A 23,947-nucleotide genomic window follows, 5' to 3' on the forward strand; every position below is an offset into this window, starting at 1 on the left:
ACGTGGCGTCCATATAGTGCGGGTATCGGCGGAATCATCCGCCTTCAGGAGAGAGCTCCCACATGTCCTGGTCCAACAACCGACCGCAGGCGCCGATGGCCGGATGGGGCCGTACCGCCAGCGTTGACGCAGCCGCACTTGATGTCGGGCTGCGCGCTTACATGCTGCGCGTGTACAACTGGATGGCCTCGGGGCTGCTCCTGACCGGCTTCGTCGCGTATTTCATCGCGCATAACCCGGCCGTGGCGTCGCTGTTCTACGAAGTGATCCGCACCCCGCGCGGCATGAGCGTGGCGCCGACGATCCTCGGCTACATCGCGATGTTCTCGCCGCTCGCCTTCGTGCTGGTGCTGTCCTTCGGCGTGAACCGGATGAGCAAGACCTCGGTGCAGGCGCTGTTCTGGGCCTTCTGCGCCGCGATGGGCGCCAGCATGGCGAACATCTTCGTCATCTACACGGGCGCCAGCATCGCCAGCACCTTCTTCATCACCGCCGGCATGTTCGCCGCGACCAGCCTCTACGGCTACACGACGAAGGCCGACCTGACGAAGATGGGGTCCTTCATGATGATGGGCCTGATCGGCATCATCATCGCCAGCCTGGTGAACATGTTCCTGCAGAGCGGCATGATGGCCTTCGTCATCAGCGTCCTCGGCGTCGTGATCTTCGTCGGCCTGACCGCCTACGACACCCAGCGCATCAAGGCGGACTACATCGAGCACGCCTATGCCGAGGGCACGGAACTCGCCGGCAAGCGCAGCGTGATGGACGCGCTGGGCCTGTACCTGAACTTCGTGAACCTGTTCCAGTTCATGATGCAGTTCATGGGCGTGCGTAACCAGAGCAACTGATCAGGCCAAAACCTGATGCGACTTGAGGCCCCGCGGAGCAATCCGCGGGGCCTTTCGCTTTTTGGCGGACCGCGGTTAGGCTTCCCAAAAATTGGGGGAAACCAAGATGCGTAAACCAATCGCCGCCCTGGCCCTTGTCCTGGCAACGCCCGCGATGGCGGAGGTCGCCCGCCTCGACCTCCAGCCCCCCACCCCCGCCTTTGCCGGGGCCAGTTTTGGCAGCACCGGAGCTTATGAACGCCTGGTCGGGCGCGCCACTCTCAGCCTCGACCCCGCCGATCCGCACAATGCCATCATCGCCGACATCGCCCTGGCCCCGCGCAACGCGGCCGGCCGGGTGGAGGCAGTGACTGAGGTCGTGATCCTGCGCCCCGTCCGCGCCTTCGCCGGCAATGGCACCCTGCTGGTCGAAGTGCCGAACCGCGGGCGGGAACTGGAAGGCCAGCTCTACAACGACGTCAACGGCGCCAACGGGCTGCTGCAAGGCCGCGACGCCGGCAACGGCTTCCTGATGCGCCAGGGCTACACGATGGTCTGGGTCGGTTGGCAGGCCGATATCCCGTCGGGCGATGCGCGCGGCGCCGGGCTGCGGCTGGAAGCGCCGATCGTGCCCAATGTCACCGGTGTCTCGCGCGAAGAATTCCTGTTCGACAACACCACCAACCCCGCGACCGGCACCCTGACCTACCCGGCGGCGACGCGCGATGGTGCCACCCTGACCGTTCGCGCCCAGGCCGATGACCCGCGCGTGACGCCGCCCGACCTGCGCTTCCGCTTCATCGACGACAAGACCATCGAAATCACGCGCCCCGCCGGTTTCGACGCCGGTGCGCTGTATGAATTCATCTACACGGCCAAGGACCCGGCGGTGCAGGGCATCGCCTTCGCCGCCATGCGCGATGTCGCGGCCTTCCTGCGCCGGGACCGCAGCGCCGCCAACCCCCTGGCCACCGACGGCCGCCCCACCGTCGACCGCGCCATCCTGCACGGCGTGTCGCAATCCGGCCGCGTGGTGCGCGACTACCTCTACCTCGGCTTCAACGAGGATGAGCGTGGCCGCCAAGTCTATGACGCCATGCTGCCACATATCCCGGGCAGCCGCCGCAGCTACACCAACGCCCGCTTCTCCCAGCCCGGCCGCAACCCGACGCCGCATGGCGACCGGCACTACCCGGCCGACCAGTTCCCCTTCACCTATGGCGTGACGGAGGATCACCTGACGGGCGCCCGCGACGGGTTGCTGCTGCGCTGCCGGCTGACCAATACCTGCCCGCGCATCATGCAGACCGACAGCGAGTATGAGTTCTGGGGTGCCCGCGCGTCCTTGCTGGTGACCGACACGCAGGGCCGGCACATCGACCTGCCGGCGGAAGTCCGCGCCTATGCCAATGTTGGCCACCCGCATTTCGCCACCAGCAATGCCGTCGCCGCCCCGATCGACCGTTGCGCGCTGCCGGTGAACCCGCTGTCCGCCGGCGCCTCCGGTCGCGCCCTGCTGGTCGCGATGGAGGCCTGGCTGCGTGAGGGCGTCGAACCGCCCGTCAGCCGCTACCCCAGCATCGCCCAGGGCACGCTGGTGCCGCCGGCGGGGCAATATGCCGGCCTGACGCCGCTCGGCTATCGCGGCACGGTCGGGCCGGCGCAACTGGTGGACAACACCGTGGTGCCGCCGGTGGTGCGCGGCGAATACGTCGTGCTGGTCCCGCGCGTCGATGCCGATGGCAATGCGGTCGGCGGGCTGCGCCAGCCGGTGACCGAGGTGCCGCGCGCGACCTACACCGGCTGGAACCCGCGCAGCGCGGGGTTCGCCCCAGGGGCGCTCTGCTACAACACCGGCGCGGCAGTGCCCTTCGCCGCGACCAAGGCGGAGCGTGAGGCGGCGGGCGACCCGCGCCTGTCGATCGCCGAACGCTACCCGACGCCGGACGCCTATGTCGCGGCGGTTGCTGCCACGGCGCAGCGCATGGCGGTGGAACGGCTGCTGCTGGCCGAGGATGTGGCGGCGATCACGGCTGCGGCCCAGGCCGATACGCTGGCGCGGTTCCGGCGGTAGCGCCAGTCGCGAAAGGGCCCCGTCAGCCGCGGAAGATCGTCCGGATCGCCTTCAGGAACGCCCGCTCGCTGCGTTCCTGTGGCAGGCCTTGCGCCGCGCCCGCCTGGACCCGTTCGGCCCGCCGCGACAGGCACTGGGCCAGGTCCTCGGCCATGGTCGGCCGATCCCGCAGCAGCGGCGCAAAGCTGTGCTGGTCCATTTCATAGACCGTCACGCGGGTCAGAGCCGTCAGCGTGCAGGCTTCGCCCATCCCCGCCAGCAACCCCGTCTCGCCAAAGAAATCGCCGGGCGCGAGCCGCCCGCATTCCTTGTCCTCATGCCGCATCTCGATGACGCCGGCGCGCACCATCATCAGGCTGCGCAGCATGTCGCCCTGCCGGGCGATCACATCGCCTTCCCGGAATGCGCGGGATGACGTCGCGGCGGCGAGCGCTGCCTTTTCGTCGCGCGTCAGCGGCGAGAAGATCGAGATCGCCTCGATCAGCGCCAGTGGCGTGACCTGCGGCGGCATCGCGTTTTCCTCGGTCGGCAGATCGGCCATGGCGACAGCGGATGCCGGGGGCATGGCCAGCAGCAGGCCAGCCGATTTGCAGTGCCGATAGACTAGGTCCAGCACCTCGTTGCGCGCCGGCGTGCGCTGCGCCGGGCTGGTGACCCGGAACTGCAATTCGACCTCCAGCGCCGTGGCGTCGAGGCCCTTGAGCGCGACAACCGGCGGCGGTTCCTTCACGATCGCAGTGCAGCTCAACAGGACGTCCCGCATGACGTCCACGACGATGGAGGGCATGCGCGTCGGCGCGACCCGCACCGTCAGTCCGATCCAATGCGTCTCGTCCGGGCGGCTGACATTGGTCAGGCCGAGTTTCGCCAGCAGGCCATTGGGCAGCACGACGAAATTATTCGCGGCGGTCAGCAGATGGGTCGAACGCCAGTTGCTCTCGACGACGCGCCCCTCCGTCCCGTCGCTGAGCAGGATCCAGTCGCCGATCGCATAGGGGCGGCCCAGCGTGAGCGCGATGCCGGAGAAGACGTCGCCCAGCGTGTTCTGCAGCGCCAGGCCCAGGATGATGGCGATCACGCCCGAGGTCGCGACCAGCGTGCCGATCGGCGCGCCGAAGACGAAGGCCAGGACCGACAGAATCATGCCCAGGTAGACCAGGCCGACGATCAGGTCCTGCAGCAGCCGGGCTTCCCTCGGCCGGCCATCCAGGACCAGGTAGATGCGCACGAAGCCGATGACGGCCCAGGCCAAGTGCACCCACCACAGCAGCTTCGCCGCCACGACAAGCAGCGCCGTCGCCTCATCCGCGCCATAGCCGCCGAAACTCTGTGGAGCGATGCCGTTGGCGATCAGGATCGCGGTCATGACCGCGAAGAAGGCGATCTGGACGACCAGCCGCGTGTTCGGCCGGCCACGGCCAATAAGGTGCCACACCACGATGCCGGCCACGCCGACAAAGACCAGCTGCGCGAGCGGAGAGGCCTGGAACGCGTCTAGGGACATCTGTTCCGCCATATGTCGCAGCTGGGAGATGGGGGCGTCGCGCCCGACGGGCGCCGCCTTCCCAGGGCAGGCATGGTCGCGGCGGGGCCGGGGGACCTGGATCCCCCGGGTTTCGTCCTCAGGCCGCGGCCAGGCCCGACTTCAACGTCGCCAGCAGCTTGTCCACCGCGGTCGGCTTGTCGGTGCGGTCGATCGCCGCGACCTCGGCCGCCAGGCGGTCCAGCGCCTGTTCGTAGATCTGGCGTTCGCTGAAGGACTGGTCCGGCTGCCCCGCGTTGCGGTGCAGGTCGCGCACCACCTCGGCAATGGCGATGGGGTCGCCGGAGTTGATCTTCTGTTCGTATTCCTGCGCACGGCGGGACCACATGGTGCGCTTGATGCGGGCGCGGCCCTTCAGCGTGTCCAGCGCCTCGCCGATCTTCGGCCCATCGGCCAGCATCCGCAGGCCGGAGGAGGCGGCCTTGCCGATCGGCACCTTCAGGGTCATGCGGTTCTCGTCGAAGGTCACGACGATCATGCGGATCGTCGAACCCATGACGGGCAGTTCCTCGATCCCCTGGACCTGGCCGACGCCATGCGTCGGGTAGACCACGTGGTCGCCCGCCTTGAAATCCTTGCCATTGTTGCCGAGCGGCTTCGGCGGCGGCTTCGGCATGCCACTGATCGGCGGGCGACCGCCGCCGGGCATCCCGCCGGGCAGGTGCGGCCCGGGGATCACGATGTTGCCGGCGAGTTCAGGCGCCTGGTCGGTCGGTGCGGCGGCGGGGGTGGTCGTATCGGTCATGGACAAGGGGGCATTGGCCTGTGTCTCGGCAAAGCCGCTGGGGGCGGTGCCGGTGGGGGGAAGGGTCCGGCGGGCCGGGGCGGGGGTGGGCGGTTCAACCGGCGGGCGGGCCTCGGTCTTGGCTGGGCTGTGCTGTGCCGCCGCCTTGGCGGCGATGGGGCGCGGTGGGCTGGCGGGTGGCGGCGGCGCGGGGGTCTTGGCGACCGGCGCCTTTGCCACCGGGGCCTTGGCCGCCGCGACCTTGGCGGCGGGCGCCTTGGTCGCCGTGGCCTGTTTCCCGTGGGCCGGGGTGGCTTTCGTCTCCACCGCCTTGCCGGCTGGCGGCTTCACGGCCTTGGCCTGACCCTTGGCGGGCGGTTTCACCGCACCCTTGCCCTTGGCTGCTGTCGGCATTGCTGCTGTCCCTGTCACGTGCCGCGCGTCCAGACCACGCGAACGTCGAGGCGGTCAGCGCAGGCGCTTCCACCAATTTGGGCAGTATAACAGAAAACAAGCCCCTTGTCAGGGGTAGTGGAAGCGGGCGCCCGGGACCCAGGGGCGGATCAAGGCTTGCCGGGGGCCGGGTCGAACAGCGCCATCTTGCCTGGCTTGTCTTTCCACTCATCGGCATCGGCGGGCGCGTCACCCTTGCGGGTGATGTTCGGCCATTCCGCGGCATAGGTGCGGTTCAGCTCGGCGAAGGCGGCGGCCTTGTCGTCGCTGTCGGGCAGGATCGCCTCGGCCGGGCATTCGGGTTCGCAGACGCCGCAATCGATGCATTCATCCGGGTGGATGACGAGCATGTTCTCACCGACGTAGAAACAGTCCACCGGGCAGACTTCCACGCAATCCATGTACTTGCACTTGATGCAGCTCTCGGTGACGACGTAGGTCACGATCAGGCTCTCCCGTCCGGTACGGCGTAGATGGCCCGCGGACTGCCGCCTGTCCATATGCTGCGGCGCGGTGGTGGGTCCAGTCAGGCGCGGGCCTGCGGATCCGCATCCGAGTCAGGTAGTGCTGACAGGTCCTCATACAACAGGCGCGCTTCCGGTGCCGGGCCGCGACGTTCCGCGAGTGCCAGCACGCGCCAGACCTTGATGATGCCCTGCTCGCCCTTGCCCAGGGCGATGGTCAGCAGGTCACCCGGCCCGACGCGGGCATGCGGTTTTTCGGTCGGCTGCCGGTTCAGCCGCACCGCGCCCTTTTCGACCAGGCGGGTGCAGTCGGCCCGGCTGCGGGCCAGCCGCGCATGCCACAACCATAGATCGAGCCGCTGTCGCTGCTCGGGCTGCGGCATGGCGCGGGGTCAGGGCTTGCGCAGCAGGTTGGCCAGCACCGAGAAGGGGCTGTCCGGGTCCGGGCCGCGCCCGGTGGACTTGGGTTCGAACAGCACCTGGCTGCGCGGCGGGCCACGATCGCGGAAGCCGCCGCCGGTGCGGGGGCCGTCGCGATTGTCACGACCACCCGGGCCGCCGCCGGGGGGCTTGCCGCGGTTCTGCCAACGCTGGTCGCCCTGGCGTTGATCGCCCTGGCGCTGGTCACCCTGGCGCTGGTCGCCGGCCGGGCGCTGCTCGCCGCCCTGGCGTGGTTCACCACCGCTCTGGCGCTGATCCGGCCGTGGGCCCTGCGGCCGGTTGTCGCGGCGTGGCGGGCGCTGGTCGCGCGGGCGCTCGGTGGCGCCCTCGGCCGGCGGTGCGGCGCCCTCGGCGGGGGCGGCTGCCGCCTCGACCGGCGGGCGGGGCTGGCGCTGGCGGTCGCGGCGCGACGGGCGTGGGGCGCCGGCAGCCTCGGCACCTTCAGCCGCCGGGGCCTGGTCGCGACGCGGCCCGCCCTGGTTCCCGCGCCGGGGCGGGTGTTGTGCGCGCGGGCGATGCGCGACCATGGCCGGGGCGGGCGGGCCAAAGGCGCCTTCCTCCAGCGGTTCCGGCGGCACGGCGACGAAGCCCAGCCCCGCCAAAACCCCCGGCAGCGCATCGGCCTTCACGCCCATGCGGCTGACGATCTCGGGCGGCAGCACGGCCGGCGCGCGGCGCGTCAGGTGGCCCAATTCGCCGGCGATGCGTTCGGCGACGTCCAGCCGCAGCGCCGCGGCGCCCATCGGCATCCAGCCCATCGCCGCGCCAAAGCCGCGCGGCCAATCCAGCATCGGCGTGGTCGAAACCAGACCGCCACCCGGCAGCGACGGCACCTTCTGCTGCGCCCGCAGCGCCCAGATCTGCGCCCGCAGCGCCATGGCGCGTGGCTTCAGCATTTCCGGGATGTAGAGGGCAAAACGCCCGGCGCGGACGCCGATCGCCTTCAGCTTCTCGCGCAATTCCTGCGTCATGCGCGGATCGGTGCCGCCCGGCAGCAGGCCCAGGTGCTCGCGCAGGGTAAAGACCGGGCCGCGCAAATCGGCGTCCTCGGTCGCCTTGGCCTCCACGGCGAAGAGCACGGCGAAATCGCGCGCGATCACCGCATCCAGCCAGGCCTGCAGGCGAATGCGCACGCGCTCCCGCGCCGGCCCATCCAGGAATTCCGACGGCAGCGGTTCGACCTGCGGCTTGATCGGCTCCGGCCCCGGCTTCAGCCGGGCGACTTCCGCTCCTTCCCACAGGATCCGGTGCAGGTCGGTCAGGGTGAACTTGTCATCCCCAGCCGCTTCCAGCTGGCCGACGCGGCGGGGCATCTCCTCGCGCAGCGCCCGGCGTGCCGCGCGCAGGACCAGCTTCTTGTCATCGGCCTCTGTCGCCGACGGATCGGGCGTGAAGGCAAAGCCCTCGACCTTCCCGACCGGATGGCCCTCGACCACCACCGCGCCATCGCGCGTGACGGCGGAGAGCAGATCCTCCTCCGTATCGTCCAGCGCGCGGATCAGATGCGCCGCGCGGCGATCGACGAAGCGGGCGGTCAGCTTTTCATGCAGCGCGTCGCTGACGGCGTCCTCGGCGGCGCGGGCTTCCTGTTGGAAGCGCTCGGCATCCTTCAGCCAATCGCCACGGGCGGCGACATAGGCCCAGACGCGGATCGCCGACAGGCGCGCCATCAGCGTGTCGATGTCGCCATCGGCGCGATGGGTGATGGCGATCTGGCTCGCCATCCAGTCTTCCGGCAGCCCGCCATCCTCGACGAGGTGGGTGAAGATGCGCTGGCAGAAGCGCGTGTGGCTGTCATCCGCCAGCTTGCGGAAGTCGGGGATCTGGCACGTCTCCCACAGCAGTTTTACGCGCGACTTACCGGATGCTGCTTTCCGCACCGCCTCATCCCGCGACAGCGCGGCCAAGGTGATGTGGTCCGTCGCGTCATTGCCCTTGGCCAGGCCCGGCAGGGTCGCGGGCAGGGCCAGGCTGTCCAGCAGCGCATCGATGCCGGTAAAATCCAGGTCGGCGTTGCGCCAGGCGATGGCGGCCAGCGGTTCGAAGCGATGCGCCTCGATCCCCTGCACCAGGTCCTCGTCCAGCGCCGGGCAATCGGCGGTGGTGCCGAAGGTGCCGTTGCGCATGCCACGCCCGGCACGCCCGGCGATCTGCGCGGCTTCCTGCGTCGTCAGCGGGCGGGGCCGGTGGCCATCGAATTTCTGCAGGGCGGCGAAGGCGACATGGTCCACGTCCATGTTCAAGCCCATGCCGATCGCATCCGTCGCGACCAGGAAGTCCACTTCGCGGTTCTGGTAAAGCGCGACCTGGGCGTTGCGCGTGCGCGGCGACAGCCGGCCCATGACCACCGCGCAACCACCCCGGCGACGACGGATCGCCTCGGCGATGGCGTAGACCTCGCCGGCCGAGAACGCGACCACGGCCGAACGCGGCGGCAACCGGGTCAGCTTCGCAGGCCCGGCATAGGTCAGTTCCGACAGGCGCGGCCGGGTCTCGATCTCGATATGCGGCACCAGGCGTTGCAGCAGCGGCCGCATCGTCTCGGCGCCCAGGAACATCGTCTCGACCATGCCGCGCGCGTGCAGCATCCGGTCCGTGAAAATATGTCCACGGTCGGAATCGGCGCAGAGTTGGATCTCGTCCACCGCCAAAAACTCGACCTTGCGGTCCAGCGGCATGGCTTCGACCGTGCAGGCGAACCATTTGGCCTCCGGCGGGACGATCTTTTCCTCGCCGGTGATCAGGGCAACATACTTCGCGCCCTTGGCCGCGACCATGCGGTCGTAGTTCTCACGCGCCAGCAGGCGCAGGGGAAAGCCAATGATTCCAGACGAATGCCCCAGCATTCGCGTGATCGCGAGATGGGTCTTGCCGGTGTTCGTCGGCCCGAGGACGGCTTTAACGCGCGGGTAGAAATCGCTCATGCGCGACTGTGTGAAGCGGGGCGAGCGCATTGGCAACCGCCATGACTTGCCGACACGCCTGCGGGTGTCCACGGTATCGCCCGTGCTCCCCCCCGGTATCGCCCATGGCCTGTTGTTGGTGGCCCTTTTGGGGGCCGTCGGGGTGTTCCTGCCCTTCCTGCCGGCGCTGCTGGCGGCGGGCGGATTGAGCCCGGCCGAGGTCGCCGCCGTGCTGGCCACGGGCAGCGCCACCCGCGTGATATCGGGGCCGCTCGGCGGCCGGATCGCCGATGCCATGGGCGACCCGCGGAAGGTGTTGGTCACCGCCGCCCTGCTGGCCGGGCTGACGGTCGGCGGCTTCGGCCTGGTCGCCGGGGTGGTCGGCTTCCTGCTGGTGCAGGCCGTGCACAGCATGGTGCAGGCCCCCATCCTGCCGATCGCGGAGATGCTGACCGTGCAGGGCGCCCGCCAGGGGTTGTTCGACTATGGCCGGGTGAGGGGGCTGGCCAGCCTGTCCTTCATCGTCTTCGCCACCGTCTCCGGCATCGTCGTCGGGCGCTGGGGCCATGCGCCGCTGCCCTGGATCGTCGCCGCCCTGTTCCTGGGCGCCGCCCTGGCCGCCACCGCCCTGCCGCCGGTGCCACGGGTGCAACGCCGCCGGGGCGGCTTGCGCGAAGCCATCGCCCTGCCGGCCTTCCGCCACGTGTTGATCCTATCCGGGCTGATCCAGGGCAGCCACGCGCTCTACTACAGCTTCGGCACCATCCACTGGCTGGCCGAGGGCCATTCGCCCCAGGTCATCGGCCTGTTGTGGTCCGAAGGCGTGCTGGCGGAGGTGCTGATCTTCCTGGTCGCGGCGCGCTTCGTGGACAAGCTCGGCTGGCGCGGGTTGACCATGGTCGCGGCCAGCTTCGGCATCCTGCGCTGGGGCATCACCGCCAGCACATCCTGGCTGCCGGCGCTGGTGCTGGCCCAGGCGATGCATGGCGCGACCTTCGCCTGCCAGCATCTGGCGGCGATGCGGATCCTCGTCTCGGTGGTGCCGGCGCATGCCCAGGCTTCCGCCCAGACGCTGCATGCCGCCGTGGGGGTGGGGCTGCCGCTTGGGCTGCTGATGCTGGCGGCCGGGCCGCTCTACGCGGCGATTGGCGGGGCCGCCTATTGGGCGATGGCGGCGCTCTGCGCCATCGCCCTGGTGTTTGCCTGTTTCGCTCAGCCGCGCGGGAAGTCGTAGAGCTGGGCAGGATTGTCCACCAGCACACGATGCCGCGCCGCCTCGTTCGGTACCCAGATGGTCAGCAGGTCCAGCAGCTTCGCATCATCCGACTTGTCGGGGCCTTCGGTCACATGCGGCCAGTCGCTGGCCCAGACCACGCGTTCCGGTGCCGCCTGCGCGTAGCCCGAGGCGATCGGCACGGTATCCGACCAGTTCCCGGCCGCGCCGACCTTGGTGTCCATATAAGCGCCCGACAGCTTCACCCAGGCCCGACCCGTATCCAGCAGGCGCCGCACCGCGACATAGCCCGGGCTGTTCACGCCCTCGGGCAGCGGGATGCGACCCAAATGGTCGAAGACCACCGGGGTCGGCAAGCCGCGGATCATCGCTTCCTGTTCGGCGATCTGCGGCCCCAGCAAATGGAACTGGATGTGCCAGCCTAAGGGGGCGATTCGCGCCGCCAGCGGTTGCACCATGTCGAAGGTGGTGACCCCCGCCTGCACCAGGTTGAAGCGGATGCCGCGCACGCCGGCGGCATGCATCTCCCGCAACACCGCGTCGCTCACGGTCGGATCGACCACCGCGACCATGCGGGTGCGCTCCGGCCCCAGTTCCCGCATCGCCTGCAGATGCAGGCTGTTGTCGGTGCCATAGGTGCTGGGCGTGACGAGCACCGAACGCGTGGTGCCGAGGCGCTGGCGCAGCGTGTTGTAATCGGCCGGGCTCGCATCCGGCGGCCGCAAGGTGGTCCGGGGATCGGCCGGGAAGCGGGCATCATAGACGTGATGGTGGCAGTCCGTGGCATTGGGGGGCGCCACCAGGCGCGGCGCCTCGGTGCCGCCCGAAAAGCGCACGGCGCCGGCAGCACCTTGCGCCAGGACCGGCGAAGCGATGGCTGCCGCGGCAAGGCCGCCCAGCACCGCGCGGCGGTTGGGGGTGGGTGTCATGGAATTCCCTCCGAATTGTATTGGCCGCGGGTTTTTCCCGCACACGGCGCAAGGCTAAGGCCGGTTGTGTCGATAACGCAAAGGGGCGGCACCGCGCGCCAAACATCTTGCAGGCGCGCAGCCCCGCGCGCGACGCTGCCACGGCAGCCCATCCCGGCCGCCAGCACAGGCATCCCGCATGACCCTTGTTCGTTTTCCCCGCCGCGCCCTGCTCGCCACCCCCGCCGTGCTAGCCGCGCGCGACGCCGCGGCGCAGGAGCCCGTGGACGTGCTGCTGGTGCTCGCCATGGACGCCTCCGGCTCGATCGGCGAGGCAGAATTCGCCATCCAGCGCGAAGGCTATGCCGAGGCCCTGACCAGCGCCCCGGTCATCGCCGCCATCCGCAGCAAGCCCCGCGGCGCGGTGGCGATCGCGGTGATCGAATGGGGTTCGCCCGGCGGGTCGCAGACCACCGTGGACTGGCGCCGGGTCAGCGACGCAGCCTCGGCCCAGGCGCTGGCCGCGGCACTGCTGGCGGCCCCGCGCACGACGCAATCCTACAACGCCATCGGCGACGCCATTCACCACGCGAGCCATCTGCTGCGCGAAGGGCCGTATAGTTCGGACCAGATGGTGATCGACGTTTCGGGCGACGGTCCCGACCTGCGCAGCCTGCGCCCATCGCCGATCGCGCGGGACATCGTGGTGCGGCGGGGCATGATCGTGAACGCGCTGGCGATTTCCGGCCCCGGGACCGTCACGCGGGGCGGCGAACCGCTGGAAGAACACTACCGCCGGGACGTGATGGGCGGCCCGGGGTCCTTCGTCATCACGGCGGAAGACCGCCGCGACATCGGGAGGGCACTGCGGGCGAAACTGATCCGCGAAATGTCGTAGCTGGGGGAGGGCGGCGCCGTGGAAGGGGCTTCGCCCCCTCCAGACCACCCCTACCAGGGGCCACGGCCCCTTGGTGGGGAGAGTTTGAGAGGGGCGAAGCCCCTCTCAAGGTGCGACCTCCCTCAGGCCGCGGCCTTCTCCTTGGCCATCCCGCGCAGCACGTACTGCAGGATGCCGCCGTTCTTGTAGTATTCGACCTCATCCGCCGTATCGACGCGGCACAGCACTTCGGTCTTGTGCGTGGTGCCGTCGGCGCGGTGGATGGTCATCTCAAGCGTCATGCGCGGCGAAAGCTGCTCGACGCCGGAAATGTCGATCACCTCGTCGCCGACCAGGTTCAGCGACTTGCGGCTCTCGCCTTCCTTGAAGGTCAGCGGCAGCACGCCCATGCCCACGAGGTTCGACCGGTGAATGCGCTCGAAGGATTCGGCGACGACCGCCTTCACGCCCAGCAGGAAGGTGCCCTTCGCCGCCCAGTCGCGGGACGAACCCGTGCCGTATTCCTTGCCGCCAAAAATCACCAGCGGCACGCCTTCGCGCTTGTAGCGCATGGCCACGTCATACATCGCGCCGGTGTCGCCCGACGGATAATGCTTGGACACGCCACCTTCGGTGCCCGGCGCCATTTCGTTCTTGATGCGGATATTGGCGAAGGTGCCGCGCATCATGACCTGGTGGTTGCCACGGCGGGCGCCGTAGGAGTTGAAGTCCGCCTGGCGCACCTGGTGCTCGCCCAGGTATTCGCCCGCGGGCGACGCCTTCTTGATGCTGCCGGCCGGGGAGATGTGGTCGGTCGTGATGCTGTCGGCCAGCAGCGCCAGCAGGCGCGCGCCCTTGATCGAGGCGATCGGCAGCGGCTCGGCGGTCATGCCATCGAAGTAGGGCGGGTTCTGCACGTAGGTGCTGCCCGAGTTCCAACGATAGGTGTCGCTTTCCGCATCGACGCGGATCGCCTGCCATTGCGCCGGGCCCTTGAACACATCGCCGTACCGCTCGCGGAACATCGCGCGCGTCACGTTCTCATGCACCGTGTCGTTCACTTCCTTCTGGCTCGGCCAGATGTCGCGCAGGAACACCGGCTGGCCATCGCTGCCGATGCCCAGCGGCTGCGTCGCCAGGTCCAGCTTCACCGTGCCGGCGAGGGAGTAGGCGACGACCAGCGGCGGGGAGGCGAGGTAGTTGGCGCGCACATTGGCATGCACGCGGCCCTCAAAGTTGCGGTTGCCCGACAGGACCGAGGCCGCGACCAGCTTGTTGTTCTCGATCGCATCCACGATCGGGTCTTCCAGCGGACCGGAATTGCCGATGCAGGTGGTGCAGCCGTAGCCGACGGTCTGGAAGCCCAGCGCGTCGAGATCATGGTTCAGCCCGGACTTTTCCAGGTATTCCGTGACCACCTGGCTGCCAGGGGCGAGCGAGGTCTTCACCCAAGGCTTCGGCATCAGCCCCTTGGCCCGCGCCTTGCGGGCCACCAGCCCGGCCGCGACCATGACATAGGGGTTCGACGTGTTGGTGCACGACGTGATCGCCGCGATCACCACATCGCCGTGGCCGAGGTCGTAGTCCGCACCCTCGACCGGCACGCGCAGGCCGGCCTTGTCGCCCGGAACACCCATGGTGCCGGCGGCCAAATCCTTGCTGAAGGAAGCAGCGACGCCGGTCAGCGCCAGGCGGTCCTGCGGGCGCTTCGGGCCGGCCATCGACGGCTCGACCGTGCCCATGTCCAATTCCAGCAGGTCGGTGAAGACCGGTTCCGGCGTGTTCGCATCGCGGAACATGCCCTGCGCCTTGCACCATTCGCGGGTCAGGTTGATGCGGTGCTCGTCGCGACCGGACAGGCGCAGGTAGCCCAGGGTCGCCTCGTCCACCGGGAAGAAGCCGCAGGTCGCGCCATATTCCGGCGCCATGTTGCCGATGGTCGCGCGGTCGGCGACCGGCAGGTCATCCAGGCCCGACCCGAAGAATTCGACGAACTTGCCGACCACGCCCTTCTTGCGAAGCATCTGCGTGACGGTCAGCACGAGGTCGGTCGCGGTAACGCCTTCCTTCAGCTTGCCGGTCAGGCGGAAGCCGATGACATCCGGGATCAGCATGGCGATCGGCTGGCCGAGCATCGCGGCCTCAGCCTCGATCCCGCCGACGCCCCAGCCGAGCACGCCCAGGCCGTTGACCATCGTGGTGTGGCTGTCGGTGCCGTAGCAGCTATCGGGGAAGGCATAGACATCGCCGGCATCGGTCATCGTCCAGACGACCTGGGCCAGGTATTCCAGGTTCACCTGGTGGCAGATGCCCGTGCCGGGCGGCACGACGCGGAAGTTCGCGAAGGCTTCCTGGCCCCAGCGCAGGAACTCATAACGCTCGCCGTTGCGCTCGAACTCGATATCGACGTTCTGCTGCAACGATGTCGCGGTGCCGGAGACATCGACCATGACCGAGTGGTCGATCACGAGGTCGACCGGCAGCAGCGGGTTCACCCGGCGCGGGTCACCGCCCAGGTTCAGCAGCGCATCGCGCATGGCGGCGAGATCGACCACCGCCGGGACGCCGGTAAAATCCTGCAGCAGGATGCGGGCCGGGCGGAACGGCACTTCGCGGGTGCTGCGGCCTTCCTTGACCCAATCCACCACCGCCTGCGCATCGGCGACGGTATAGGCGCGGCCATCCTCGTTCCTGAGCACGTTCTCCAGCAAAACCTTGAGGCTGAACGGCAGGCGGGACACGTCGCCGAGGGTCTTGGCGGCCTCTGGCATCGAAAAATAGTGGTAGGTCTTCCCATCCACCGAAAGTGTCCGCCGCGTCTTGAGGGTATCCTGGCCGATCATGCGCATGGTTGGGCTGGTCCTGTCTCTTGACTGCGATAGCGGGGGTTATAGCAGGGGGGGGCAGCGGAACAATCGGCCCGCGGCGGTTGGTTTGGGGGAATTTGGGCGTGTTCGCGGCCGAAGGGGTAGCCTGTTGGCGGGGGGAAAGGGCGGTTTTCGCCGACCTGTCCTTCCGGCTCGCGCCCGGCGGGGCCCTGCTGCTCGCCGGACGCAATGGTGCCGGCAAGACCAGCCTGCTGCGGATCCTGGCCGGTTTGCTCGCCCCGGCGCAGGGCCGCGTGACCTGGGATGGACATGATACCGCCGAGGATCCGGCCGCCCATGCCCGCCGCCTGCGCTGGCTTGGCCACCGCGATGCGATGAAGCCGGCGCTGACCGTGACGGAAAACCTCGCGCCCTACGCGGCGCTGGCCGGCGTCGGCGCGGCCGAGATCCTGGCGGCCCTGGCGGCCGTTGGGCTCGCGCCGCTGGCCCGGCTGCCGGCGCGGGTGCTTTCGGCGGGGCAGGGGCGGCGCGCTGCCCTGGCCCGGCTGGCGCTCGGGGCCGCGCCCTTGTGGCTGCTGGATGAACCGACCCTGGGGTTGGACACGGCCTCGGTCGATCGCTTCGGCGTACTTCTGGCGTCGCATCGCGCGGCCGGGGGCATGGTGGTCGCGGCGACGCATCTGCCGCTGCCGCTGCCGGGTGCCGAGACGCTATCCCTGTGATCGCTCTCCTGGCCCGCGAATTGCGGCTGGCGCTGCGCCAGCCAGCGGACAGCCTGGGGGCGGTGCTGTTCTTTATCCTGGTCGCCGCCCTCTTCCCCTTCGGCGTCGGTCCGGCGCCGGATGCCCTGGCCAGGCTGGCGCCCGGCGCCCTGGTCGCATCGGCGCTGCTGGCGGCGCTGCTGCCGCTCGACCGCATGTTCGGGGCGGAGGAGGAGGATGGCTCGCTCGACCTGCTTCTGCTGTCGGGCGTCTCGCCGGCGGGCATCGCGGCGGTGAAAGCCATGGCGCATTGGCTGGCCACGGGGCTGCCGCTGCTGCTGGCGGTGCCGGTCGCGGCCGCGATGCTGAACCTGGCGACCGAGGCCTGGGGCGTCGCCCTGCTGGCGCTGGCGCTGGCGACGCTGGTGCTGTCGCTATTGGGCACGCTGGGTGCCGCGCTGACCCTGGGCGCGCGACGGGGCGGGGTGCTGCTGCCGCTGCTGGTGCTGCCCCTGGCGATCCCGGCGGTGATTTTTGCCGCGGGGGCGATCGAGGCGGCGGCCGGGGGCGTGTCGCCGGCGGCCTTCCTCTATCTATTGGCGGCCCAGGCCGCCTTGCTCGCGCCGCTCGCGCCGCTCGCGGCGGGGGCGGCGCTCCGGGGGGCTTAGCCCGGGTCGGAATCCAGCGCATACCCGGCAGCCCGCACCGTGCGGATCAGGTCCATCTCGCCATCCCCGTTCACCGCCTTGCGCAGCCGGCGGATATGCACATCCACCGTGCGGGGTTCGACATGGATGTCGCGGCCCCAGACCGCATCCAGCAATTGCTCGCGGGTGAACACGCGGCCCGGGTGCTGCAGGAAGAATTCCAGCAGCCGATATTCGGTCGGCCCCAGGTGCAGCGCGCGCGCATTGCGTGTCACGCGATGCGCGTCCTGGTCCATCGACAGGTCCTTGTAGGCCAAGGTCCCCTTGGCAACGACCGCACCCGACCGGCGCAGCAGTGCCCGGATGCGGGCCAGCAGCGCCTCCATCGCGAAGGGCTTGGCGATGTAGTCGTCGGCCCCCGTGTCCAGCGCGCGCACGGCGTCCTGGTCCTCGGTCCGCGCGGTGACCATGATGATGGGCAATTCGCGCGTCGCGGGGCGGCGGCGCAACTGGCGGCACACCTCAAGGCCCGACAGGGCCGGCAGCATCCAGTCCAGCAGCACCAGGTCCGGCTTGGCCTCGGACACGCGCAGCAGGGCTTCCTGCCCGTCGGTCGCTTCCTCGACACGGAACCCCTGCTTTTCCAGGTTGTAGCGCAGCAGGGTCAGCAACGGCGCCTCATCCTCGACGATGAGGATGGTGGGCTTGCCGGGGCCGGTGAACATGTCGGGCATGGCGATATCCCTAATCCGCGGGTGGGCGGACAACGGCATAGTTGCTGCCATCCGACTTGGGGCGATCTTCCGGCAGGGTGTCGCCGACGATCGCGTAATGCACGGTTTCCGCGATGTTGGTCGCGTGGTCGCCGATGCGTTCGAAGTTCTTGGCGATGAACATCATGTGGGTCGCCGCGGTGATGTTGCGCGGGTCTTCCATCATATGCGTCAGCAATTCGCGGAAGATGCCGTTGTAGATCTTGTCCACCGCCTCATCCGCGCCCCAGACCCGTTCGGCCGCGGCGGCATCCTGGTTCACCAGGGCGTCGATCGCGTCCTTCAGGTTCTGCTGCACCAGGCGCGCCATCCACTCGAAGCCGTTCATGCTGCCGACATGCGGCAGGCTGGCCAGCACGACGGTGCGCTTGGCGGCATTGCGGGCGTAGTCGCCGATGCGCTCCAGGTTATGCGCCACCTTCAGGCAGGCGATGATGAACCGCAGGTCCTGCGCCACCGGCTGCCGCAGGGCGAGCAACTGGATGCAGAAGGCCTCGATCTCGCGCTCCAGCGCATTGATCTCGGCATCGCGTTCGATGATCTGCCCGGCGAATTCCGCGTTGCGCTGCATCAGCGCGGTGGTGGAATCGGCCAATTGCCGTTCCGCCAGCCCGCCCATGCGGACCACGAGTTCGCGCAAGCGCTTCAGCTGCTCGTCGTAGGATTTCACGATATGCTCCGATAGGTCCTGCGGCATGTCCTGGCCTCTCTCAGCCGAACCGGCCGGTGATGTATTCCTGGGTCTTGGGGTGCTTGGGCGCTGTGAACATCTGCGCCGCCGGCGATACCTCGATCAGCTCGCCCAGGTAGAAGAAGGCCACCTGGTCGGCGCAGCGCGCCGCCTGCTGCATGTTGTGCGTCACGATGCAGATGGTGAAGTCGCGCTTCAACTCGTCGATCAGCTCCTCGATCTTCAAGGTGCTGATGGGGTCGAGGGCGGATGTCGGCTCGTCGAACAGGATCACCTCAGGCCGCACCGCGATGGTGCGGGCGATGCACAGGCGCTGCTGCTGGCCACCCGACAGGCCCATGGCGCTGGCATCCAGGCGGTCCTTGACCTCACCCCACAGGGCGGCGCGGGTCAGCGCCCATTCGATGCGCTCGTCCATGGCAGGCTTCGCCAGCTTTTCATGCAGGCGGATGCCGAAGGCGATGTTCTCGCGGATCGTCATGGGGAAGGGCGTGGGCTTCTGGAAGACCATGCCGATCTTCGCCCGCAGCGCGTTCATGTCGACGCTGTCGGCGATGATGTTCTCGCCATCCAGCAGGACCTCGCCCGTCGCGCGCTGGCCCGGATACAGGCTGTACATCCGGTTCAGCACCCGCAGCAGGGTGGACTTGCCGCAGCCCGACGGGCCGATCATGCCGGTGACCTGCTTTTCCGGCAGGTCGAAGTTGATCGCCTTCAGCGCCCGGTTCGCGCCGTAGAAGAAATCCAGGTTGCGGCAGGAAATGCGGGCCTGGGCGTTCAGCGCCGCGGTGCTGCGTGCCTCGACGCCACCGAAGCCGGTGGTGGCTGCCATGCGGGGGGGCGCGCCGTCGGTCATGCTGCTGCTCATCGTCGTGTCCTTCGGGTCCAGAATGGGCTTGTCGGGGGCGTTCATCAGCGTGGCTTCAGCACGGCGCGGGCCACGACGTTCAGCCCCAGCACCATGGCGGTGGTCAGCAGCGCACCGGCCCAGGCCAGCGCGATCCAGTCTTCGTAGGGCGAGCCGGCATAGGCGTAGATGGTCAGCGGCAGGCTGGGGAAGGGCTTGGTCAGGTCGGTCGACCAGTTGTTATTGCCGAGCGAGGTGAACAGCAGCGGCGCCGTTTCCCCCGCGATCCGCGCGATGCCGAGCAGGATGCCGGTCAGGATGCCGCTGATCGCCGAACGCCAGCACACCAGCACGATCATCTTCCACTTCGGCGCACCCAGGCCACAGACCGCTTCGCGCAGCGTGTCGGGGATCAGCCGCAGCATGTCCTCGGTCGTGCGCACCACCACCGGGATGATGATGATCGACAGCGCCACCACGCCCGCCCAGCCGGAGAACCCGCCAAAGGGCACCACCAGCAACTGGTAGACGAACAGACCGATCAGGATGGAGGGTGCCGAGAGCAGGATGTCCGACACGAAGCGGACCATGTTGCCCAGGGCCGAATTGCGCGCGTATTCGGCCAGGTAGGTGCCGACCAGCATGCCGATCGGTGTGCCGATGACGGTTGCGATCGACACCTGGATCAGGCTGCCGACGATGGCGTTCAACAACCCGCCGTTGGACCCTGGCGGCCTGGTGCTGGTGGTGAACAGCGTGAGGTCGAGGGCGGCAAAGCCGCGATAGGTCAGCAGCCCCAGGATCGACACCAGCACGCCCAGGGCGATGATGGTGGCGAGGTTGCAGAGCACGCGGACCAGCGTGTCGCGGCGCTTGCGGCTACGACCCAGGGCGGCGGCGGTGGCCGCGTCGCGGGCGGCGAAGATGGTGGCGCTCATGATCCGATATCCTCTCTCACGAGCCGATCTTGGGGCGCAGCAGCAGGCGCGAGGCCGCCAGCACGATGAAGGAAATGACGAAGAGGATGAAGCCGAGCGCCAGCAGCGCCGAGAGCTTCAGGCTGCCCAATTCGCTTTCGCCGAACTCCAGCGCCACGATCGAGGCGATGGTGTTGCCCGAACCGAAGAGCGAGGTGGAGATGCGGTTGGCGTTGCCGATGACGAAGGTCACCGCCATCGTCTCACCCAATGCGCGCCCCAGGCCCAGCATGATGCCGCCGGCGACCGAGATGCGGGTATAGGGCAGCACGACGCCCTTCACGACCTCCCAGGTCGTGGCCCCCAGGCCATAGGCGCTTTCCTTGTAGACCTGCGGGACCTGCAGGAAGACATCGCGCATGGTCGCGGCGATGAAGGGCAGCACCATGACCGCCAGCACCAGGGCCGCGGTAAAGATGCCGGTGCCGAAGGCCGGGCCCTGGAACAGCGCCCCGATGATCGGCACTTCGCCGATGGTGTCGATCATCCAGGGCTGCACGGTGCTGGCCATGATCGGCGCCAGCAGGAAGAAGCCCCACATGCCGTAGATGATCGATGGCACGGCGGCCAGCAATTCGATCGCGGTGCCGACCGGCCCGCGCAGCCAGGGCGGCGCCAGTTCGGTCAAATAGAAGGCGACGCCAAAGGCCAGCGGCACGGCCAGCAGCAGCGCCAGCACGGCGGTGACGATGGTGCCGTAGATCGACACGCCGGCGCCAAAAACCTCGGCCACCGGGTCCCATTCGACGCCGGTGACGAAGCCGAGGCCGAAGGTCCGGAAGGCGGGCCAGCCGCCGATGAACAATTCGACGATGATGCCGCCGAGCAGCAGCAGCACGATGACACCGGCCGAGGTGCAGGCCCCGGCGAAGAGCGTATCGCCCAAGGAGGCGCCCGACTTGCGGCGAGGGGCGGCTATCGGCGCCCCCAGGATGGCTGTTGATTGCGACAAGGGGTCCGCTCCGGCCAAGGATCGCGCAGGTAGAAGGGGTGACGCCGTCACGGCGTCACCCCGGGTGTGATCAGGCGGACCAGACGGCCGCGCCGTTCGGGCCCTTGACGCCGCTCCAGGTCGCCCGCACCGCGGTCTTCACCGCGTCCGGCAGCGGGATGTATTCCAGCTCATGCGCCAGGGCATCGCCCGACTTGTAGGCCCAGTCGAAGAACCGCAGCGTGTTCAGCGCGCGGGTCGCATCGGTCGGCTCCAGCGGCACGATCACCCAGGTCGGCCCGACGATCGGCCAGGAATTGGCGCCCGCCGTGTCGATGATGGAGGCGGCGAAGTTCGGCACGGTCCAATCGGCGTTCGCGGCGGCGGCGGTGAAGTTCGCCGTGTTCGGCTCGACGAAGTTGCCGGCCTTGTTCTTCAACTGCGTCGAGGTCAGGCGGTTCTGGATGGCATAGGCATTCTCGACATAGCCGATCGCACCGCGCGTGTTGCGCACGGTCGCGGCCACGCCCTCGTTGCCACGGGCGCCATTGCCGACTGGCCAGCGGACGGAGGTGCCGGCGCCAACCTTGTCTTTCCATTCCGGCGACACGGCCGACAGGTAGGACACCCAGATGAAGGTCGTGCCCGAGCCATCGGCGCGATAGACCGGCGCGATCGCCAGGCTCGGCAGGGTCACGCCGGCGTTGATCGCGACGATGCGCGGGTCGTTCCAGCGGGTGATCTTGCCGAGGTAGATGTCGGCCAGGATCTCGCCGGTCATCTTCAACTGGTTATCGGCAATCCCGGGCAGGTTCACGATGGCGACCAGCGAACCCATGACGGTCGGGAACTGGAGGAACTTGCCCTCGGCGATCTGCGCCGCCGGCATCGGGGCGTCCGACGCGCCGAAATCGACCGTGCGGTTGCGGATCTGCGCCAGGCCCGCGCCCGAGCCGACCGACTGGTAGTTCACGGCGACGCTGATCCCCGAACGGGCCGCTTCGGCCCACTTCTGGTAGATCGGCGCCGGGAAGGACGCGCCCGCGCCCGTGACCGGGGCGGCGGCGCCCTGGGCAAAACCGATGCTGGGCGCGGCGAGGGCGGCGGCGCTGGTGAACAATGCGCTGCGGCGGGTGATAAGCATGCTTGGGAAACTCCCCGATAAGAAAGGCTGACCTGGGTCGGCCGGCGAGGCGCTTCTAGGTCGCCAGGGCGACGCCACGATTGCAGATTTATGAAGGTAAGATGACAGTGATGGCGACAACCCAGGGTAGTTGTCTGTGACTATTCCCGCCCGCGCGGGCGCCCCAGCAGCCCGTCAACCGCGCCCGACAGGCTGATCGCGCCGTCCAGCACCGCCGCCACGGCTGCGGCGATGGGCATTTCCACCCCCGCCCGCGCCGCGCGCGCGACCAGGGCCGGGGCGGTCGCCACGCCTTCTGTGACACTTGTGCGGCCAGCCAGGATGGCCGCCGCGGTCTCACCCCGCCCCAGGGCGAGGCCGAAGGAAAAGTTCCGGCTGGCGGCCCCGGTGCAGGTCAGCAGCAGGTCGCCCAGGCCCGACAGCCCCGCCACCGTCTCCGCCCGCCCGCCCAGCGCCACGGCCAGCCGCGCGATTTCGGCCAGGCCCCGGGTGACCAGGGCGGCACGGGCGTTTTCGCCGAGTCCCGCGCCGATCACCGCCCCGGCGGCGATGGCGATGACGTTTTTCGCGGCCCCCCCGACCTCGGCCCCGATCGGGTCATCCCCGGCGTAGAGCCGGAAGGAGGGGGTGCCCAGCAAATCCGGGACCTGCGCGCGGAACGCATCGTCCAGGCTGGCCACCACGGCCGCCGCGGGCAGGCCGGCGGCGACCTCGGCCGCGAAATTGGGGCCGGAGAGCACGCCGATGACCGCATCGGGCCGCAGGCCGGTGGCGATTTCGGTCGGCAGGCGCAGGGTCGTGCGCTCGACCCCCTTGGCCGCCAGCAGCAAGGGCGCGTCATGCGCGGGCAGGGTGGCGAGGACCGAGGCCAGATGCTGCGTCGGCACCGCCAGCACGATGAGTGCCGCACCCTCCAGGGCCTGCCGCGCATCGGAGGTGATGCGCATGGACTCGGGCAGGGCGATGCCCGCCAGATGCGCGTCGTTGCGGCGGGTGGCGGCCATATCGGCCGCGCGTTCCGGCATGCGGACCCAAAGCGCCACGTCCCGCCCGGCGCGGGCCGCCTGGATCGCCAGCGCCGTGCCCCAGGCCCCGGCGCCGATGACGGCGATGCGGGCCATCTACTCCGGCACCAGCATGGTGACGGCGCAGCCCTGGCCGGCCTCGCCATTGCCCAGGCGTGCAAGCAAAGCCTGAAGGATCTCCGTCGCCGCCTCGGCAAAGCCCCAGGGCGGGTTCACCACCACCAGCCCGCAGCCGTTCAGCCGGTCGGCATCGGTCGGCTCCCGCAGCCACAACTGGCAATCCAGCACGTCGCGAACGCCGCTATCGGCCAAGTCGGTATGAAACGCCCGGACCGGCGCGCGATGCTTGATCGGATACCAGGCGGCCTGGATGGCGGCGCGGAAGCGGTGGTTCACCAGGGCGAGGCCCGTCGCCAGGCGGCCGAATTCGCCCGGCTCCTCAAAGGGCGGATCGATCAGCACCAGGCCGCGACGTTCGGGGAAGGGGGTCAGGGCGCGCAAAGCCTCCCAGGCATCGCGCTTGTGCACGGCAACCTGCGCGTCGCGGCGGAACAATTGCGCCAGGGCCGCGTGATCCTCGGGGTGCAGTTCGCAGGCCAGCAGCCGGTCGTCCGGGCGCAACCGGTCGCGGATCTGCAGCGGCGACCCCGGATAGGTCACCGGCGCCCCGGCGCCATTCATCGCTGCGACCCAGGGTGCCAGCGGGCCGTCCGTGATCTCCAGCAGCCGCCCGATCCCGGTCAGCCATTCGCCGGTGCGCCGCGCCTCGTCCGACGACAGGTCATAGCGCCCGCGCCCGGCATGGGTATCCAGCACGGCAAAGGGCGCGGGCTTTTTCAGCAGGGCATCCAGCAGCGCGTGCAGCAGCGCGTGCTTGACGCAATCGGCGAAATTTCCGGCATGGAAGGCGTGGCGATAATTCACCGGCGCCT

General features: G+C 69.1%; 21 protein-coding genes. 6 read left to right on the forward strand and 15 right to left on the reverse strand.

The features are described from left to right. Window positions 1-62 precede the first annotated feature (62 nt). On the forward strand, window positions 63-851 hold the full coding sequence (locus tag ACQW02_RS03325) for a Bax inhibitor-1/YccA family protein (protein ID WP_431283860.1): 789 nt from the start codon (window positions 63-65) through the stop codon (window positions 849-851). 106 nt (window positions 852-957) lie between these two features. Next, complete coding sequence (locus tag ACQW02_RS03330; protein ID WP_431283861.1) at window positions 958-2,904, forward strand: alpha/beta hydrolase domain-containing protein; 1,947 nt, start codon at window positions 958-960, stop codon at window positions 2,902-2,904. Between the two features lie 22 nt (window positions 2,905-2,926). Here ACQW02_RS03330 and ACQW02_RS03335 read toward each other — a convergent pair whose 3' ends face one another. From ACQW02_RS03335 to ACQW02_RS03355, 5 genes are all read right to left on the reverse strand, one after another. Next, window positions 2,927-4,408, reverse strand: a complete 1,482-nt coding sequence (locus tag ACQW02_RS03335; protein ID WP_431283862.1) for a mechanosensitive ion channel family protein — start codon at window positions 4,406-4,408, stop codon at window positions 2,927-2,929. A gap of 118 nt (window positions 4,409-4,526) precedes the next feature. Then, window positions 4,527-5,585, reverse strand: coding sequence for a CarD family transcriptional regulator (locus ACQW02_RS03340; protein WP_431283863.1), 1,059 nt, complete (start codon window positions 5,583-5,585; stop codon window positions 4,527-4,529). A gap of 149 nt (window positions 5,586-5,734) precedes the next feature. Further along, a complete protein-coding gene (fdxA, locus tag ACQW02_RS03345) occupies window positions 5,735-6,067 on the reverse strand; it encodes a ferredoxin FdxA (RefSeq protein WP_431283864.1) in 333 nt (110 codons plus the stop codon). Window positions 6,068-6,150: 83 nt separating this feature from the next. Further along, a complete protein-coding gene (locus ACQW02_RS03350; RefSeq protein WP_431283865.1) occupies window positions 6,151-6,471 on the reverse strand; it encodes an RNA-binding S4 domain-containing protein in 321 nt (106 codons plus the stop codon). A gap of 9 nt (window positions 6,472-6,480) precedes the next feature. Next, a complete protein-coding gene (locus ACQW02_RS03355) occupies window positions 6,481-9,453 on the reverse strand; it encodes a helicase-related protein (RefSeq protein WP_431283866.1) in 2,973 nt (990 codons plus the stop codon). Window positions 9,454-9,535: 82 nt separating this feature from the next. On the opposite strand from ACQW02_RS03355, the gene ACQW02_RS03360 reads away from it, so the two are divergent. Further along, window positions 9,536-10,666, forward strand: a complete 1,131-nt coding sequence (locus ACQW02_RS03360; RefSeq protein WP_431283867.1) for an MFS transporter — start codon at window positions 9,536-9,538, stop codon at window positions 10,664-10,666. Here the strand turns inward: ACQW02_RS03360 and ACQW02_RS03365 are convergent. Next, window positions 10,645-11,595, reverse strand: a complete 951-nt coding sequence (locus ACQW02_RS03365) for an amidohydrolase family protein (protein ID WP_431283868.1) — start codon at window positions 11,593-11,595, stop codon at window positions 10,645-10,647. The two genes, ACQW02_RS03360 and ACQW02_RS03365, sit on opposite strands and share 22 nt — an antisense overlap. Window positions 11,596-11,773: 178 nt before the next feature. On the opposite strand from ACQW02_RS03365, the gene ACQW02_RS03370 reads away from it, so the two are divergent. Beyond that, window positions 11,774-12,472 carry a DUF1194 domain-containing protein gene (locus tag ACQW02_RS03370; RefSeq protein ID WP_431283869.1) on the forward strand — a complete coding sequence of 233 codons (699 nt, stop codon included), beginning with the start codon at window positions 11,774-11,776 and terminating at the stop codon, window positions 12,470-12,472. Window positions 12,473-12,594: 122 nt separating this feature from the next. On the opposite strand, the gene acnA is transcribed toward ACQW02_RS03370, so the two are convergent. Then, window positions 12,595-15,300, reverse strand: coding sequence for an aconitate hydratase AcnA (gene acnA / locus ACQW02_RS03375; protein ID WP_431283870.1), 2,706 nt, complete (start codon window positions 15,298-15,300; stop codon window positions 12,595-12,597). Between the two features lie 101 nt (window positions 15,301-15,401). Between acnA and ccmA the strand changes: the two genes are divergently transcribed. Both ccmA and ccmB read left to right on the forward strand, forming a co-directional pair. Next, window positions 15,402-16,001, forward strand: a complete 600-nt coding sequence (gene ccmA, locus ACQW02_RS03380) for a heme ABC exporter ATP-binding protein CcmA (RefSeq protein WP_431283871.1) — start codon at window positions 15,402-15,404, stop codon at window positions 15,999-16,001. Next, window positions 15,998-16,648 (forward strand): heme exporter protein CcmB, encoded by a 651-nt coding sequence (gene ccmB / locus ACQW02_RS03385; RefSeq protein WP_431283872.1) that lies wholly within the window; start codon window positions 15,998-16,000, stop codon window positions 16,646-16,648. Before ccmA ends, ccmB begins: the two co-directional genes overlap by 4 nt. On the opposite strand, the gene phoB is transcribed toward ccmB, so the two are convergent. From phoB to ACQW02_RS03425, 8 genes are all read right to left on the reverse strand, one after another. Beyond that, complete coding sequence (gene phoB, locus ACQW02_RS03390; protein ID WP_431283873.1) at window positions 16,645-17,361, reverse strand: phosphate regulon transcriptional regulator PhoB; 717 nt, start codon at window positions 17,359-17,361, stop codon at window positions 16,645-16,647. The two genes, ccmB and phoB, sit on opposite strands and share 4 nt — an antisense overlap. Before the next feature lie 10 nt (window positions 17,362-17,371). Next, window positions 17,372-18,097 (reverse strand): phosphate signaling complex protein PhoU, encoded by a 726-nt coding sequence (gene phoU, locus ACQW02_RS03395; RefSeq protein WP_431283874.1) that lies wholly within the window; start codon window positions 18,095-18,097, stop codon window positions 17,372-17,374. A gap of 13 nt (window positions 18,098-18,110) precedes the next feature. After that, window positions 18,111-18,923, reverse strand: a complete 813-nt coding sequence (gene pstB / locus ACQW02_RS03400) for a phosphate ABC transporter ATP-binding protein PstB (protein ID WP_431285998.1) — start codon at window positions 18,921-18,923, stop codon at window positions 18,111-18,113. Window positions 18,924-19,003: 80 nt separating this feature from the next. Then, a complete protein-coding gene (gene pstA / locus ACQW02_RS03405; protein WP_431283875.1) occupies window positions 19,004-19,876 on the reverse strand; it encodes a phosphate ABC transporter permease PstA in 873 nt (290 codons plus the stop codon). A gap of 16 nt (window positions 19,877-19,892) precedes the next feature. Beyond that, a complete protein-coding gene (gene pstC, locus ACQW02_RS03410) occupies window positions 19,893-20,867 on the reverse strand; it encodes a phosphate ABC transporter permease subunit PstC (protein WP_431283876.1) in 975 nt (324 codons plus the stop codon). A 70-nt stretch (window positions 20,868-20,937) separates the two neighbouring features. After that, window positions 20,938-21,990, reverse strand: a complete 1,053-nt coding sequence (pstS, locus tag ACQW02_RS03415) for a phosphate ABC transporter substrate-binding protein PstS (RefSeq protein WP_431283877.1) — start codon at window positions 21,988-21,990, stop codon at window positions 20,938-20,940. A gap of 140 nt (window positions 21,991-22,130) precedes the next feature. Further along, entirely contained in the window at window positions 22,131-23,111 is a 981-nt protein-coding gene (locus ACQW02_RS03420) for an NAD(P)H-dependent glycerol-3-phosphate dehydrogenase (protein ID WP_431283878.1), read from the reverse strand. After that, the gene (locus tag ACQW02_RS03425; protein ID WP_431285999.1) at window positions 23,112-23,939 is read right to left on the reverse strand and encodes a 23S rRNA (adenine(2030)-N(6))-methyltransferase RlmJ; all 828 of its coding nucleotides are present in this window, start codon (window positions 23,937-23,939) and stop codon (window positions 23,112-23,114) included. It lies immediately after the preceding gene. Window positions 23,940-23,947 lie beyond the last annotated feature (8 nt).

The organism is Humitalea sp. 24SJ18S-53 (assembly GCF_050632385.1).
GTDB lineage: Bacteria > Pseudomonadota > Alphaproteobacteria > Acetobacterales > Acetobacteraceae > Humitalea.